Consider the following 15,102-nt stretch of genomic DNA (forward strand, 5'->3'; position numbering starts at 1 on the left):
TCCCATCGAGGGGTCGCCATTGTCCAGCACGCCCGCAGTCGCCTCCGGCCATCAACCTGATCCACTGCCGCTTGCCATGACCATGGGCGCCCTCGGGGTGGTCTATGGCGATATCGGCACTAGCCCCCTCTATGCCCTGAAGGAAGCCGCCAAGGCCGCTGCCCACGGCGGCACATTGACGAACGATGCCGTTCTGGGCGTTGCCTCGCTGATCCTCTGGGCGCTGTTGCTGATCATCTCGCTAAAGTATGCGCTGCTGATCCTGCGCGCGGACAACCGCGGCGAAGGCGGCATCGTCGCCCTGCTGGCGCTGCTGCACGCGCGCAACGCCCAACCCGGCACCTGGCGCGCGCATCTGCTGGTCGTCGGCCTCGTCGGCGCCGCGCTACTGTACGGCGACGGCGCGATCACGCCGGCGATCTCGGTGCTGTCAGCCATCGAAGGTCTGAAGGTCGACGCCCCCTCGCTCGCGCCGGCGGTGGTGCCCGTGACCGTCGTCATCCTGATCGGACTGTTCATGATGCAGAAGCAGGGCACCGGCTTCATCGGCCGTATCTTCGGACCGGTGATGCTGGCCTGGTTCTTCGTGCTGGCAGCGCTCGGCATCCACGGCATCGTCAAGGCGCCGGCGGTGCTGGCGGCGCTGAGCCCGCTCTATGCGTTCGACTTCCTGATCCACCAGGATTTTCATGTCTCCTTCGCGATCCTGGGGGCGGCATTCCTCGCGGTGACCGGCGGCGAAGCCATGTATGCCGACATGGGGCATTTCGGCCGCCTGCCGATCCGCCTGGCCTGGTTCGCGATCTGCCTGCCCGCGCTGGTGCTGAACTATTTCGGCCAGGCCGCGCTGCTGATCACCGACCCCACCATGATCGAAAATCCGTTCTTCCAGCTCTGCCCCGACGCACTGCACTATCCGCTGGTCGCGTTCTCGGCGGTCGCGACCGTGATCGCCTCGCAGGCCATCATCTCGGGCGTGTTCTCGCTGACGCAGCAGTCGATCCAGCTCGGCTTCCTGCCGCGCATGCAGATCCGTCACACCACGAGCGCAGCGATCGGCCAGATCTACGTGCCGTTGGTGAACTGGCTGCTCGCCGCCGCAACGCTCGGTGCCGTCCTGAGCTTCGGCAGCTCGGAGGCGCTGGCCGGCGCCTACGGCATCGCAGTGTCGCTGTTGATGGCTATCACCACGCTGCTCGCGGCCCTGGTCGCGATCCAGTGGGGCTATTCGCCATGGCTCGTGGTGGCCGTGAACGGCTTCTTCTTCGTAATCGACGTGATCTTCTTCTCGGCCAATTCGATCAAGCTGTTCGAGGGCGGCTGGTTTCCGTTGATGCTCGCGGCCTTCGTCGCCTTCCTGATGCTGACTTGGCGCAGCGGCGTGAAGCTCGTCGAAGCGGCACGCGCGAAGCTGCGCCAGCCCGAGGAGGATCTGATCCAGACCGCGGTCAACAAGTGCAGCGCCAGACTCCCCGGCACCGCCGTGTTCCTGGCGTCGGCGCCGCGCGGCGTGCCGCTGGCGCTGACCCAGTTCGTCAAGCACAACCACGTGCTGCACGAGCGCATCGTCCTGGTCACCGTGCTGATCGAGGAGCTTCCTCACATTGCCGACGAAGACCGCACCGAGGTGATCGAGATCATTCCCGGCATTACCCGCGTCATCCTGCACTACGGCTTCATGCAGAACCCGACGATCTACGAAGGACTGACCCTCGCCTGCCGCCACGGTAAGTTGCCCGGCATCGACCTCTCCGACATCACCTATTACGTCGGCCGCGAGACCATCATCCCGCGCGAGGACGTGCCGGGCATGTGGGTCTGGCGCGAAACCGTGTTCGCCTTTCTGCAACGCAACGCCGAGCGCTCAGCCGCGTTCTTCGGCGTGCCGACCAAGCAGGTGGTAGAGTTCGGCACGGAGCTGGAGATTTAGCAGGCCCCGGCCCGGCTAAAGCAAGCATCGACGTCGAGCCGCAGCTGGACCACAAATTACGCTCGCGGCGGCGAGCTGATGCTGGCCCACGATGACAGTGAATTAAACTGAGGTATCAACGTTCCGACAATGCGTTCCCCTCCGCCGGAAGCTCGCGAGTGGGATATGACCACTTCAATATCGATGCACTGTCAGCCGGCACAGAGCTGGAGCGAGTAGCTCGGGAGCCACGTTGATAGCGCGGCTCCCTCGCTTGTCCGTTATGGACAGGCGTAACGCTGCCCGTCGTAGGCCAGATACGTTCCCGAGGCCGGATCGTAGGACTTGTAGCGTTGGGCACAAGAGCTCACAGCATCCTGGCGTGCCTGGCTGTTTGCGATCGCGCCGCCGATAATCGCTCCGGCCGCCAGTCCGCCGATCACAGCTGCACCGGTTCCGTAGCCCCGATGTCCGTAGCCATGGTGATATCCGCGATGGCCATGACGCCAACCGGGGCGATACTGGACCGTCTCGACATTCGCTCCATTCACACCGAGCGTTTGATCTACTTGAAGCGGCGCAGCCGAGGCAGATTGCATAGTGGCCAGAGCGGTCGCACCAGCGAGAGCGGCAGCAAGCAGAGTTCGGGATTGTCGCATGGTAAACTCCGTCATTTCATCAACGCGGAGCCAACAAGCGCATCCTGATGCAGTTCCTGCATGAAACAGGTTTAATCAATCGCGTCACAAGGTCAAACGCATGGACGCAGGCGCGCGGCAGGGCGCATCACTCCCCGTTTGCGTCTCCGTTCGCTCCGTTCCCGCTCTCGGCCTCTTCCGTGATGTGCTCGACCGAGACGACGTGCTCGTCCTCGGCGGTGTCGAACACGATCACGCCCTGGGTCGAGCGGCCGGCGACGCGGATGCCTTCGACCGGGCAACGGATCAGCTGGCCCTTGTCGGTGACCAGCATGATTTGATCAGCATCTTCCACCGGGAAGGAGGCCACCAGGTTGCCGTTGCGGTTGTTGACGCTCATGGCCACGATGCCTTTGCCGCCGCGGCCCGTGGTGCGGTACTCGTAGGACGAGGTCCGCTTGCCATAGCCGTTGACGGAGACGGTCAGCACGACCTGCTCGGCCGCCGACATCTCGATGTAGCGCTCCTGGGCGAGCTGGTAGCTGCCGGAGGTCTCTTCGGCCTCGGCGTCCGCCGCCGGCTCCTCGGCCGCAGCTTCGCCGGCGACCGCACGACGCATCTTCAAATACGCCGAGCGCTCGTCGGACGTCGTCTCGACGTGGCGCAGGATCGCCAGCGAGATCACCTTGTCGCCCTCGGCAAGCGCAATGCCGCGCACGCCCATCGAGGTGCGCCCGGTGAACACGCGCACGTCGGTGACGGGGAAGCGGATGCACTGGCCGCCGGCGCCGGTCAAAAGCACGTCGTCGTGCTCGGTGCATATCTGCACGTCGACAATAGCTTCGTTGTCGTCGAGCTTCATCGCGATGATGCCGGAGCGGCGGACGTCGACGAAGTCGGACAGCTTGTTGCGCCGGACGTTGCCGCCTGTCGTGGCGAACATCACGTCGAGATTGCCCCAGGTGGACTCGTCCTCCGGCAGCGGCATGATGGTGGTGATGCGCTCGCCCTGCTCTAGCGGCAGGATGTTGATCAGCGCCTTGCCGCGCGCATTCGGCGCGGCCATCGGCAGGCGCCAGACCTTGATCTTGTAGACCTGGCCGCGCGAGGAGAAGAACAGCATCGGAGTATGCGTGGACGCCACGAACAGCCGGCTGACAAAATCCTCGTCGCGGGTCTGCATGCCGGCCCGGCCCTTGCCGCCGCGGCGCTGGGCCCGATAGGCCGACAGCGGCACGCGCTTGACGTAGCCGGCGTGAGAGACGGTGACGACCATGTCCTCGCGCTGGATCAGGTCCTCGTCCTCGACCTCGCCTTCCTGCTCGATGATGACGGTGCGGCGCGGGGTGGCGAACTCGGCCTTCACTTCGGCGAGTTCGGACTTGATGATTTCAAGCACGCGGTCGCGCGAGCGCAGGATGTCGAGATAGTCGGCGATCTCGCCGGCGAGCTTGTCGAGCTCCTCGCGGATTTCGTCGCGGCCGAGTGCGGTGAGGCGTTGCAGGCGCAAATCGAGAATGGCCCTCGCCTGCTCCATCGACAGCCGGATCGTGCCGTTCTCGCTGATGCGGTGGCGCGGATCGTCGATCAGCGTCAGCATGTCCTCGACGTCGCGGGCGGGCCAGTCGCGCGACATCAGGGTGTCGCGCGCGGTCGTCGGGTCGGGCGAGGTCCGGATGACGCGGATCATCTCGTCGATGTTGGCGACCGCGATCGCGAGACCGACCAGGATATGGGCGCGATCGCGGGCCTTGGCGAGCAGGAACTTGGTACGCCGCGTGACGACCCGCTCGCGGAAGTCGACGAAGATCGCCAGCAGGTCCTTCAGATGCATGATCCGCGGACGGCCGCTGTCGAGCGCCACCATGTTGACGCCGAAGCTCGTCTGCAGCGGCGTGAACCTGTAGAGCTGATTCAGCACCACATCCGGCACGGCGTCGCGCTTCAATTCGATGACGACGCGGTAGCCGTCGCGATCGGATTCATCGCGCAGGTCGCCGATGCCCTCGATCTTCTTTTCCTTGACCAGCTCGGCGATGCGCTCGACCATCGTCGCCTTGTTCACCTGGTAGGGAATTTCGGTGATGATGATCGCCTCGCGCTCCTTGCGGATGGTCTCGATCGCGACCTTGCCGCGCATCATGACCGAGCCGCGGCCGAGGTGATAGGCGGCGCGGATGCCTTGCCGTCCGAGGATGACGCCGCCGGTCGGGAAATCCGGTCCCGGCACGATGTTGATGAGCTCGTCGATGGTAAGCGCAGGGTTGTCGATCAGCGCGACGCAGGCGTCGATGACCTCGCCGAGATTGTGCGGCGGGATGTTGGTCGCCATGCCGACCGCGATGCCGCCGGCGCCATTGACGAGCAGGTTGGGGAACTTGGCCGGCAAGACCGACGGTTCGGTCTCGTTGTTATCGTAGTTCGGCTGGAAGTCGACCGTGTCCTTGTCGATGTCGGCCAGCAGAGCCAGCGCCACCTTCGTCAATCGGGCTTCGGTATAACGATAGGCAGCCGGGGGATCGCCGTCGACCGATCCGAAATTGCCTTGGCCGTCGATCAGCGGCACGCGCATGGAGAAGTCCTGCGCCATCCGGACCATGGCGTCGTAGATCGACTGGTCGCCATGCGGATGATATTTACCGATGACGTCACCGACCACGCGGGCGGACTTGACGTACTTCTTGTCCGGCGTGTGCCCCTGCTCGTTCATCGAGTACAGGATGCGGCGATGCACCGGCTTCAGACCGTCGCGGGCGTCAGGCAGCGCCCGCGCCACGATCACGCTCATGGCGTAGTCGAGATAGGACTTCTTCATCTCCTCGAAGATGGAGACGGGGCGAATATCCGAGGGTTGCGCCGGCTGGTCGCCGGGCTTGTCGTCGTCGTCAGCCAAGGGGAAATCCGGTGAGGTTTTATCTGGGAATCATATAGCGCATCGAGCCTCTGATAACCACCCTCGCGGCGATCTGGGAAGCGCTTTTTCCGCCTATTTTTCCAACAACTTAAGCCCTTGCGAGCGGTGTCTTGGACAGCCCCCGCATCGCCCTTGCAAAATCGCCGCTCACGCGTCGAAAATCGCGCGGCGAGCTTGCCCCGTCAGCGCGCTTGCCAAGCCGCAATCCGAGCTCTCCCGAAACATGAAGCGGGCCCGGAAATCCCGAGCCCGTCCTGCCGATTAGTGGGATTTTCTGACACGAGATGAGAAGCGCCGACCATCCGGCCGGCGCGTCCGCATCGAAACGCCCCGCTCTCAGAACGGGATCGCTCAGAACGGGATATCGTCGTCCATGTCGCTGTTGCGGCCACCGCCGCCAGCGGCAACGGGGCGCCGCGGTGCGCTGCTGACCGGACCGGAGGAGCCGAAATCGCCGCCCGGCTCTTCGCCGAAGCTGCCGCCTCCCCCACCGCCGCTACGACCGTCCAGCATCGTCAGGGTGGAGTTGAAACCCTGCAGCACGACTTCGGTCGAGTACTTCTCGACGCCGCTCTGGTCGGTCCATTTGCGGGTCTGGAGCGCACCCTCGACGTAAATCTTGGCGCCCTTCTTCAAATACTGTTCGGCGACCTTGCAGAGCCCTTCATTGAAGATCACGACGCGGTGCCACTCGGTCTTTTCCTTGCGCTCGCCGGTGGCCTTGTCGCGCCACGTCTCCGAGGTGGCGACGCTCAGATTGGCGATCGGCCGCCCGTCCTGGGTGCGGCGGATTTCAGGATCCTTGCCGAGATTTCCAACCAGAATGACCTTGTTGACGCTTCCCGCCATCTCCGCTCTCCGCTCCGAATGCCACTGAATTCAAGAAGGCCGGTCCGCTCCGCGCGTTCCGCCGTGCCTGTTGAGGCGACCCTATACGCTCGCCGAACGCTTGCGGACGACGATCAGTCCGTCGCCCCTCCGGTTATCCCCACATATAGCATCGACCTCCTGTTCGTTCCAGATTTGTTCTTGGCGAAACGACGCATCGATGTGTGGCGTCGATCGGCCAATGTAGTGCGGGAATGCGCGCAGCGGCTGGAGCCTTTGTAGGTTCCCGAAAACGAGGAAAGAACTTAACGTTCAGTAAGTTATGGGTACTCGCGCTGCCCCGTTCTTGTTGCATTTCGGAGACGGACTTTGCCGCCCCGTAGAGCTACGGTTTCCTCGCACTTAGTTCATATGGGCCCGCGCGCCTGATCAGCCGCTTCGGGAAAGAAAGAAGCGGACGAACCTGGGGAGACTGGCAATGAATAAGCTTCTTGTTGGTGCAATCGGTGCAGTGGCGATGGGCCTGTCGGCTCCCGCGAGCGCGGCGGATATGGCCGCGCGTCCCTACACCAAGGCCCCCGCGCCGGCGATTGCCACCATCTACGATTGGAGCGGCTTCTATATCGGCATCAACGGCGGCGGTGGCTCAAGCCACACGTGCTGGGACTTCGTCACGCCCGCGACCGGCGTTTTGGTCGGCGAAGGCTGTCACAATGCGACGGGGGGCACCGTCGGTGGCCAGATCGGCTATCGCTGGCAGTCCGCCAATTGGGTGTTCGGTCTCGAAGGCCAAGGCAACTGGGCCGACTTCCGGGGCGACAATGTGAGCACCCTCTTCCCGGGTACCGCTTTGGTGACGGGTGATCGCAACCGTTCCCGCATCGACGCTTTCGGCCTCATCACCGGTCAGGTCGGTTACGCCTGGAACAACGTGCTGTTCTACGTGAAGGGCGGCGCCGCCGTCGTCGGCGACAAGTACGACATCTACGCTGCTACAGGTACGCCCGTCGCGGGCGCGCTGCTGGCTTCGGCGCGGGAGACTCGCTGGGGTGGTACGGTCGGGGCCGGTCTGGAGTTCGGCTTCGCCCCGAACTGGTCCCTGGGCTTTGAGTACGACCACATCTTCCTTGGCGATCGCACGATCGGCTTCACAACGCCCCCGGGTGGGGTCTTCGGCAGCGACCCGATTCGGCAGGACGTCGACATGGGCCTCGTCCGCCTGAACTATCGCTGGGGCGGTCCGGTGATCGCGAGGTACTGATCGAACTGACATCCATCAAAGCAAGGCCGGCCTCGCGCCGGCCTTTTTCGTTGCTGTTCCCCTGGGGGAACCAAAGGCCAGTAATTGCACCATTTTCAGGCCGCTGTGGCTTTCCAGTGACACAACTTGCGGCTTCAATGGTGTAAGTACGGCCTCAGTTGGGCAAGTGAGTCCGATGCCCTTCCCTATCGTGGAAGGCACAATCAGAAACTGGGACTGGGATTAGTTGAAAATGAAAAAGGTTTTGTTGGCTTCGGCCTGTTTGTTCGCTCTCGCTGCCCCGGCCTCGGCCGCTGATCTGGCGGCGCGTCCCTACACCAAGGCCCCGGTGGCCATGGCTTCGGTCTACAACTGGACCGGCTTCTACCTCGGTGTTGTCGGTGGCGGCGCCTGGGAAAATTCCTCGACCGACCCGAAGATGAAGGGCGGCTTCGTCGGCGGTACCGCCGGCTACAACTGGCAGACCGGCAATGTCGTGTTCGGCATCGAGGCCGATGGTGCCTGGGCTGACGTCAGCGCGTCGGTCACCGGCCCCGTTGCCGTCCCCGGCTTCGGCCTCGTCAGCACCACCCTCAGCTCGAAGACCGATGCGATGGGCACCGTGCGCGGCCGCATCGGCTACGCCGTCAACAACGTCCTGTTCTACGGCACCGGTGGTTACGCCTGGATCGACAACAAGCTCAGCATCAGCGCGCTCGGCGTGACCGTTTCCGACAGCAAGTGGCACTCCGGCTGGACCGTCGGTGCGGGCGTCGAAGCGTTCTTCGCTCCGCAGTGGTCGGTCAAGGGCGAGTACCTCTTTCGCAGCCTCGGCGGCGAGACCTACTTCTCGGGCGCCCTGCCCACCGGCACGCTCGAGTTTCACACCGTGCAGGTCGGCGTGAACTATCACTTCGGGGGCCCGATCGTCGCGAAGTACTGATCTTCCCTATCGACGCCATCGTGTTACGAAAGGCCGGCCTCGCGCCGGCCTTTTTGTTTGCCGGGCACGTTACTGCGCAGTTCCACCGCCCTGCTCCTGCCAGATGCCGCCAGCGTGCCAACAATCGGTTGACGATTCGCAGACGCCACTGGAAATCCGTCCCCGTTCTTCCTACGTTCGCTCACATACCCATCGGCGCCGATCCCGGTTCCGGGCGAAGCGCGCCTATTCAGTTGGCGCGATCGCGCGCTTTTGGATTCCCTGAGGACCACCAGGATGGATGAAGTGATCAAGGCGAAGCGCCAACAACAGAACGCGGGATCAAACCTGCGCGCAATAGCGATCCGTGGCGCGCGCGAGCACAACCTCAAGAACGTCGACGTCGAGATTCCCCGCGATAAGCTGGTGGTGTTCACGGGGCTGTCAGGCTCCGGCAAATCCTCGCTCGCCTTCGACACCATCTACGCCGAGGGCCAGCGCCGCTACGTCGAATCGCTGTCGGCCTATGCCCGCCAGTTCCTCGAGATGATGCAGAAGCCCGACGTCGACCAGATCGACGGCCTGTCGCCAGCGATCTCGATCGAGCAGAAGACGACGTCGAAGAACCCGCGCTCCACCGTCGGCACGGTGACCGAAATCTACGACTATATGCGCCTGCTGTGGGCGCGCGTCGGCGTGCCCTATTCGCCCGCCACCGGCCTGCCGATCGAGAGCCAGACTGTCTCGCAGATGGTCGATCGCGTGCTGGCGCTGCCCGAGGGCTCGCGCCTCTATCTGCTCGCGCCGGTCGTGCGCGGCCGCAAGGGCGAGTACCGCAAAGAGCTCGCTGAATGGCTCAAGAAAGGCTTTCAGCGCGTCAAGATCGACGGCGCCTTCCACGAACTCGCGGAAGCGCCCACGCTCGACAAGAAATTCCCGCACGACATCGACGTCGTCGTCGATCGCATCGTGGTGCGCGCCGACATCGGCCAGCGCCTTGCCGAGAGCTTTGAGACCGCGCTGAAGCTCGCCGAGGGCCTCGCCGTCATCGAATATGCCGACGCACCGGCCGCTGCGGCCGCGCCTGCCGAGGAGAAAAAGAAGACCGCAAAGATCCACGACAAGAGCGGACCCGAGCGCATGCTGTTCTCGGAAAAATTCGCCTGCCCGGTCTCCGGCTTCACGATTCCCGAGATCGAGCCCCGGCTGTTCTCGTTCAACAATCCCTATGGCGCCTGCCCCGCCTGCGGCGGCCTCGGCGTCGAGCAGCATGTCGACGAAGACCTCGTCATTCCCGACAAGGAACTTGCCATCGGCAAGGGCGCGATCGCGCCCTGGGCCAAGTCCTCGTCGCCCTATTACATTCAGACGCTGACTGCGCTCGGCAAGCACTACAAGTTCACGCTGACCACCAAGTGGAAGGATCTGCCCAAGAAGACGCAGAACGCGATCCTCCATGGCTCCGGCGAGGACGAGATCAAGTTCTCCTACGAGGACGGCGTCCGCTCCTACGACACCAAGAAGCCGTTCGAAGGCGTCATCACCAACATCAACCGCCGCTATCGCGAGACCGAGAGCGAGTGGGCGCGCGAGGAGCTGGCGAAGTATTTCCACGACGTGCCCTGCGAGGCGTGCCACGGCTTTCGGCTCAAGCCCGAGGCGCTCTGCGTCAAGATCGGCGGCAAGCATATCGGCGACATCTCCGAGATGTCGGTGAAGGGCGCCGGCGCGTGGTTCGAGACCGTGCCGGAGGCGCTGAACACCCAGCAGAACGAGATCGCCGGCCGCATCCTCAAGGAGATCCGCGAGCGCCTCACCTTCCTGCTCGACGTCGGCCTCAACTACCTCACGCTGTCCCGCTCCTCCGGCACGCTGTCCGGCGGCGAGAGCCAGCGCATCCGTCTGGCCTCGCAGATCGGCTCGGGGCTAACAGGCGTGCTCTACGTGCTCGACGAGCCCTCGATCGGCCTGCATCAGCGCGACAACGCGCGCCTGCTCGACACGCTGAAGCGACTTCGTGACCTCGGCAACACCGTAATCGTGGTCGAGCACGACGAGGACGCGATCCTGCTCGCCGACCACGTGCTCGACATCGGCCCCGGCGCCGGCATGCATGGCGGCAACATCATCGCCGAAGGCACGCCCGCCGAAATCATGCGCAACCCCAACTCGCTGACCGGCAAATATCTCACGGGCGAGCTCGAGGTCGAGGTGCCGGAACGGCGTCCGCCGAACCATCGCCGCACCATCAAGGTGGTCAACGCGCGCGGCAACAACCTCAAGAACGTCACGGCCGAAATTCCGCTCGGCCTGTTCACCTGCGTCACCGGCGTCTCCGGCGGCGGCAAGTCGACGTTGCTGATCGACACGCTGTACAAGGCGATCGCCCGCAAGCTGAACAATGCCAGCGAAGGCGCCGCACCGCACGACCGCATCGAGGGCCTCGAGCACATCGACAAGATCATCGACATCGACCAGTCGCCGATCGGTCGCACGCCACGCTCCAACCCCGCGACCTATACCGGTGCCTTCACGCCGATCCGCGAATGGTTTGCCGGCCTTCCCGAGTCGAAAGCGCGCGGCTACGAACCCGGCCGCTTCTCCTTCAACGTCAAGGGCGGCCGCTGCGAGGCCTGCCAGGGCGACGGCGTCATCAAGATCGAGATGCACTTTTTGCCTGACGTCTACGTCACCTGCGACGTCTGCAAGGGCAAGCGCTACAACCGCGAGACGCTGGAGGTCCTGTTCAAGGGCAAGAGCATCGCCGACGTGCTCGACATGACGGTCGAGGAAGCGGCCGAGTTCTTCAAGGCGGTCCCGCGCGTGCGTGAGACCTTCCAGACCCTGCACCGCGTCGGTCTGGATTACATCCATGTCGGCCAGCAGGCCACGACGCTCTCGGGCGGCGAAGCCCAGCGCGTCAAGCTGGCCAAGGAGCTGTCGAAGCGCGCCACCGGCCGCACGCTCTATATCCTGGACGAGCCGACCACCGGCCTGCATTTCCACGACGTCAAGAAACTCCTGGAGGTGCTGCACGAGCTGGTCGCGCAGGGCAACACGGTCGTCGTCATCGAGCACAATCTCGAAGTCATCAAGACCGCCGACTGGGTCATCGACCTCGGCCCCGAAGGCGGCGACGGCGGCGGCGAGATCGTCGCCTGGGGCCCTCCGGAAGACATCGCGAAAGCGCCAAGAAGCTATACGGGCAAGTTCCTGGCGCCGGTGCTGGCGAAGGCACGGAAGCCGAAGCGGCGGCGCGCGGCGAGCGAGGCGGCGGAGTAGGTTACGCAGCGAGAGCATGCCGACACATTGTCTGAGGGAGACTGAGCTTGCCTGCAGGACTTGTGCAAACCTATCGTGCGTTCGCCCACAATAATGCCTGGGCAAATCACCGGCTGCTCACCGCTTGCGCGACGCTGTCTCAGGCCGACTTCGAAGCCGCACGAACCGGCTTCTTTCCGAGCCTGCAGCGTACGCTGAACCACATCCATGTCATCGACCTCTTCTATGTCGATGCGCTGGAGGGCGGGTGGCTGGGACCGGCGGCTTGGAAGAACGAAGTGCCCCACATTTCGCTTGCCGCGCTAAAACCCGCGCAGTCCGCGATCGACAAGCGCTTGATTGCCGCCTGCGATGGACTGACGCCCGAGCTTCTCGACGGTCTCGTGCGGATCAATCGCGACACCCGCGTGCAGACCGAACGTCGTGACCGGCTGCTCATGCATCTGTTCCAGCATCAAATTCATCATCGCGGACAGGCGCACGCGATGCTGTCTGAAACGCACGTTCCCCCGCCCCAGCTGGACGAGTTCTTCGCCGAGGGAGAGGCGCCGCTCAGGGCCACCGAATTCGACCAACTCGGATGGACGGAGGAAACGGTGTGGAAAGCCTAGCGGTGTAGCTTCGTCTCCATGCCTTACTCCCTCGCCATCTTCGATCTCGACGGCACGCTGGCCGACAGCTTTCCGTGGTTCCTGCGCACCATCAACGACGTCGCCGATCGCTTCGGCTTCCGCCGCGTCGCGGATGAGGATATCGAGGGGCTGCGGAATGCTTCGTCGCGCGAGATTCTCAGCCGGCTCGAGGTGCCCTTGTGGAAGCTGCCGGCGATCGCGCGTCACGCGCGGCGGCTGAAGGGAGAGGCGGCGGCGGAGATTGCGTTGTTTTCGGGCGTCGAGGCGATGTTGAAAAGGCTGGCCGGTAACGGCGTGCAACTGGCGCTGGTGACGTCGGATAGCGAAGCCAATGCGCGCGAGAAGCTCGGTGATTGCGCGGCCCTGTTCGCGCATTTCGATTGCGCGGCCTCGCTGTTCGGCAAGCCCGCGAAATTCCGACGGGTCATGCGGCGCGCCGGCGTGGCGCCGGGCAAGGTCATCGCGATCGGCGACGAGGTGCGCGACATGGAGGCGGCGCGCGCCGTGGGGATTGCCTGCGGCGCGGTGGGCTGGGGTTATGCGGCGCCGGCGGCGCTGCGGGCGCTGGCGCCGGATCACATGTTTGAGCAGATGGATGAGATTGTCTGGACGCTGTGCCCCGGTGCAGTAGCCCGGATGAGCGAAGCGACATCCGGGAACGCCGGTGGATGAGGAGAGCCCTGTCCCGCATGTCGCTCCGCTCATGCGGGCTACACGCCCCCTACTCCGTCCTCCGCAAAAACGCCCCGAACGCGCGCGGACCGTCGCCGGTCTTGACCTCGCCGATCACCTTCAGCTCGACCGCATCGATAATATCGAGCGTGTTGCTCTCCCAGCAGGCGACGATGATCCGCTTGCCGTCGGCGGTTGCATTGATGCCTTCGGGATAGTCGCCGACAGTGATGCGCTTGATCGGCTTCAGTGTCGCCAGGTCGAACACGCTCACGGTGCCGCCATACTGGTCGGTGACGAAGCCGCGGCCCTGCGCCAGCGCCACCGCATAGGGCCGCATCCCGACCGGCACGCGGCCGATCTCGCGCGCTTCGGCGATGTCGATCACGGAGACGTCGTTGGAGCCGACATTGGCGGTGTACGCGCGCCTGCCGTCGGCATCGATGGTGACGCCGAACGGACGCGTTCCGACCTTGATGGTCGCCCTGCGCAGGCGCGTCGCGGTGTCGACCACCGAGACGCTGTCGTCGTCGCGGTCGGCCGAGAGCAGCAGCTTGCCATCCGGCGTCACCGCCAGGCCCGACGGCGAGGCGCCGACCGCGATGCTGGCCGTGACGCTGCGGCTCGCCGCGTCGATCACCCGCACGGCCGCCGCATACCAGTCCGCGACATAGACGGTGCGGCCATCAGGCGCGACCGCAATGCCGAGCGGCCCGCCGCCGACCTCGATCCGCCCCGCAACCTGCCGCGTTGCTGCGTCCACCACGGTCACGGCCTTGGCATCCGGGCTCGTCACATAGGCAAAGCGCCCGTCCGCGCTGACGGCGACGCCAGCGGGCTTGCCGCCGATCGGGATGGTCGCGACGCTGCGTGCCGTGGCGAGGTCCACGACCATCAGATCGTCGCTGAGCTGGTTGGTGACAAACGCCTCTTCGGCGGAGGCGTGCACGATGCCGTCCAGGCAAAGGCTGGCGGCGAGCGCCGCCAGGACCAGCGCCCGCACCGTCAGCTTCCGCCCTCGACCTTCTTCTTCAGCGCTTCGAGGCCGGCCTGGTACAGCCCCTTGACCGCCTTGACCGCGGCCTCGTCGCTCAGCTCCGGCGGCGGATCGTTGTTGGGAAAGCCGCGGTAGAACGCGCCGGCCCATTCCAGCGTCGAGGCCTTGCCGTCGGCGCTCGGCGTCACCGTCAACGTCGAGGAGTAGTTGGTCACCGGCAGCACCTTCACGTCCACATTGGTGATCCGGTAGGAATAGCTCATCGCGGCGGAGTCGAACTTGTAGAGCTCCTCCTCGACGGTCGCGCCTCCCGTCAGCGTCAGCTTCCGCGTCGCGCCGATCTCGTTGCCCTTCTCGCCCTCGGTCTTGGTGACCGGCGGCAGCCAGCTCATGTCCTGGAAATTGCCGACCGCGGCCCACACCTTGGCCGGGGCAGCATTGATCTCGATGGATTCGCGCACCTTCTGCCGGGTCGGCCCATGGGCCCAGGCCGGTGTCGAAGCCGGGCCAAACGCCGCCGTCAAAGCCGCCGCGCCCACGGAAGTCAGCACCGCAGCCAGGACCGTGCGCCGTCCAATCGTCACCCTCATCTCGTTTCCTCATGCGTCTCGTTGATCATGCGCGGCTTCAGGCGCGCTCCGATCATCCTAGCGCATTTTGGGGCCGAGGGGAGACCGGTTCATGGCGGCGTTACGGCGGATGCCTCGCAGGCCCACAACTCCTTGCGCCGCCCTGTGGGCAAAACACCCAATGGCAGGTCAATCACGTCAGGTAAAAATATTTCTCTTTATCCGCATTTCGGATTAGCATATAGAAAGCCATCCCAACCCGGCCGAGGGGCGGATCGCGATCGTCACGAACGCGGGATGGGACGTGGTGGACGCAGGCGGCGCCGGCGCGAAGGGCTTTGCAGGGCGGGAAACCGTGAGCGAAGGCGTCGCGCACACGACCGGTGCAGCCTGCGTACGGCAAAATCGTGTGGTCCTGGCGCCGGGGTCTGTGTGCCAAGTGTTGCGGTGATGTGGCGGCCCGACCGGGTCCGCAGCATCAGCCATCCGCAAGGCGACG

General features: G+C 64.6%; 11 protein-coding genes. 6 read left to right on the forward strand and 5 right to left on the reverse strand.

Features of this window, described 5'->3' with window-relative positions; all coding sequences use genetic code 11:
* Nucleotides 1-76: 76 nt before the first annotated feature.
* A complete protein-coding gene (locus IVB47_RS14480) occupies nt 77-1,930 on the forward strand; it encodes a KUP/HAK/KT family potassium transporter (RefSeq protein WP_247398181.1) in 1,854 nt (617 codons plus the stop codon).
* Nucleotides 1,931-2,190: 260 nt separating this feature from the next.
* On the opposite strand, the gene IVB47_RS14485 is transcribed toward IVB47_RS14480, so the two are convergent.
* The 3 genes from IVB47_RS14485 to IVB47_RS14495 form a co-directional block, all read right to left on the reverse strand.
* Nucleotides 2,191-2,583 carry a BA14K family protein gene (locus IVB47_RS14485; RefSeq protein ID WP_346730795.1) on the reverse strand — a complete coding sequence of 131 codons (393 nt, stop codon included), beginning with the start codon at nt 2,581-2,583 and terminating at the stop codon, nt 2,191-2,193.
* 112 nt (nt 2,584-2,695) lie between these two features.
* Nucleotides 2,696-5,440, reverse strand: a complete 2,745-nt coding sequence (gyrA, locus tag IVB47_RS14490; protein ID WP_247397728.1) for a DNA gyrase subunit A — start codon at nt 5,438-5,440, stop codon at nt 2,696-2,698.
* A gap of 372 nt (nt 5,441-5,812) precedes the next feature.
* Nucleotides 5,813-6,310 (reverse strand): single-stranded DNA-binding protein, encoded by a 498-nt coding sequence (locus IVB47_RS14495; protein WP_247462281.1) that lies wholly within the window; start codon nt 6,308-6,310, stop codon nt 5,813-5,815.
* Nucleotides 6,311-6,767: 457 nt separating this feature from the next.
* Between IVB47_RS14495 and IVB47_RS14500 the strand changes: the two genes are divergently transcribed.
* From IVB47_RS14500 to IVB47_RS14520, 5 genes are all read left to right on the forward strand, one after another.
* Complete coding sequence (locus IVB47_RS14500; RefSeq protein WP_247462283.1) at nt 6,768-7,550, forward strand: outer membrane beta-barrel protein; 783 nt, start codon at nt 6,768-6,770, stop codon at nt 7,548-7,550.
* Between the two features lie 232 nt (nt 7,551-7,782).
* Nucleotides 7,783-8,472 carry an outer membrane protein gene (locus IVB47_RS14505; RefSeq protein ID WP_027567055.1) on the forward strand — a complete coding sequence of 230 codons (690 nt, stop codon included), beginning with the start codon at nt 7,783-7,785 and terminating at the stop codon, nt 8,470-8,472.
* Nucleotides 8,473-8,748: 276 nt separating this feature from the next.
* Nucleotides 8,749-11,733 (forward strand): excinuclease ABC subunit UvrA, encoded by a 2,985-nt coding sequence (gene uvrA, locus IVB47_RS14510; protein WP_247462285.1) that lies wholly within the window; start codon nt 8,749-8,751, stop codon nt 11,731-11,733.
* 47 nt (nt 11,734-11,780) lie between these two features.
* Nucleotides 11,781-12,344 (forward strand): DinB family protein, encoded by a 564-nt coding sequence (locus tag IVB47_RS14515; RefSeq protein ID WP_247289792.1) that lies wholly within the window; start codon nt 11,781-11,783, stop codon nt 12,342-12,344.
* Between the two features lie 18 nt (nt 12,345-12,362).
* Nucleotides 12,363-13,037 carry an HAD-IA family hydrolase gene (locus IVB47_RS14520; protein ID WP_247462287.1) on the forward strand — a complete coding sequence of 225 codons (675 nt, stop codon included), beginning with the start codon at nt 12,363-12,365 and terminating at the stop codon, nt 13,035-13,037.
* 49 nt (nt 13,038-13,086) lie between these two features.
* Here IVB47_RS14520 and IVB47_RS14525 read toward each other — a convergent pair whose 3' ends face one another.
* A complete protein-coding gene (locus IVB47_RS14525; RefSeq protein ID WP_247462289.1) occupies nt 13,087-14,040 on the reverse strand; it encodes a cytochrome D1 domain-containing protein in 954 nt (317 codons plus the stop codon).
* Nucleotides 14,041-14,042: 2 nt separating this feature from the next.
* Nucleotides 14,043-14,624 (reverse strand): SRPBCC family protein, encoded by a 582-nt coding sequence (locus tag IVB47_RS14530; RefSeq protein ID WP_247289778.1) that lies wholly within the window; start codon nt 14,622-14,624, stop codon nt 14,043-14,045.
* Nucleotides 14,625-15,102 lie beyond the last annotated feature (478 nt).

The sequence above is a fragment of the Bradyrhizobium sp. 62 genome (assembly GCF_023073035.1).
Taxonomy (GTDB): Bacteria; Pseudomonadota; Alphaproteobacteria; order Rhizobiales; family Xanthobacteraceae; genus Bradyrhizobium.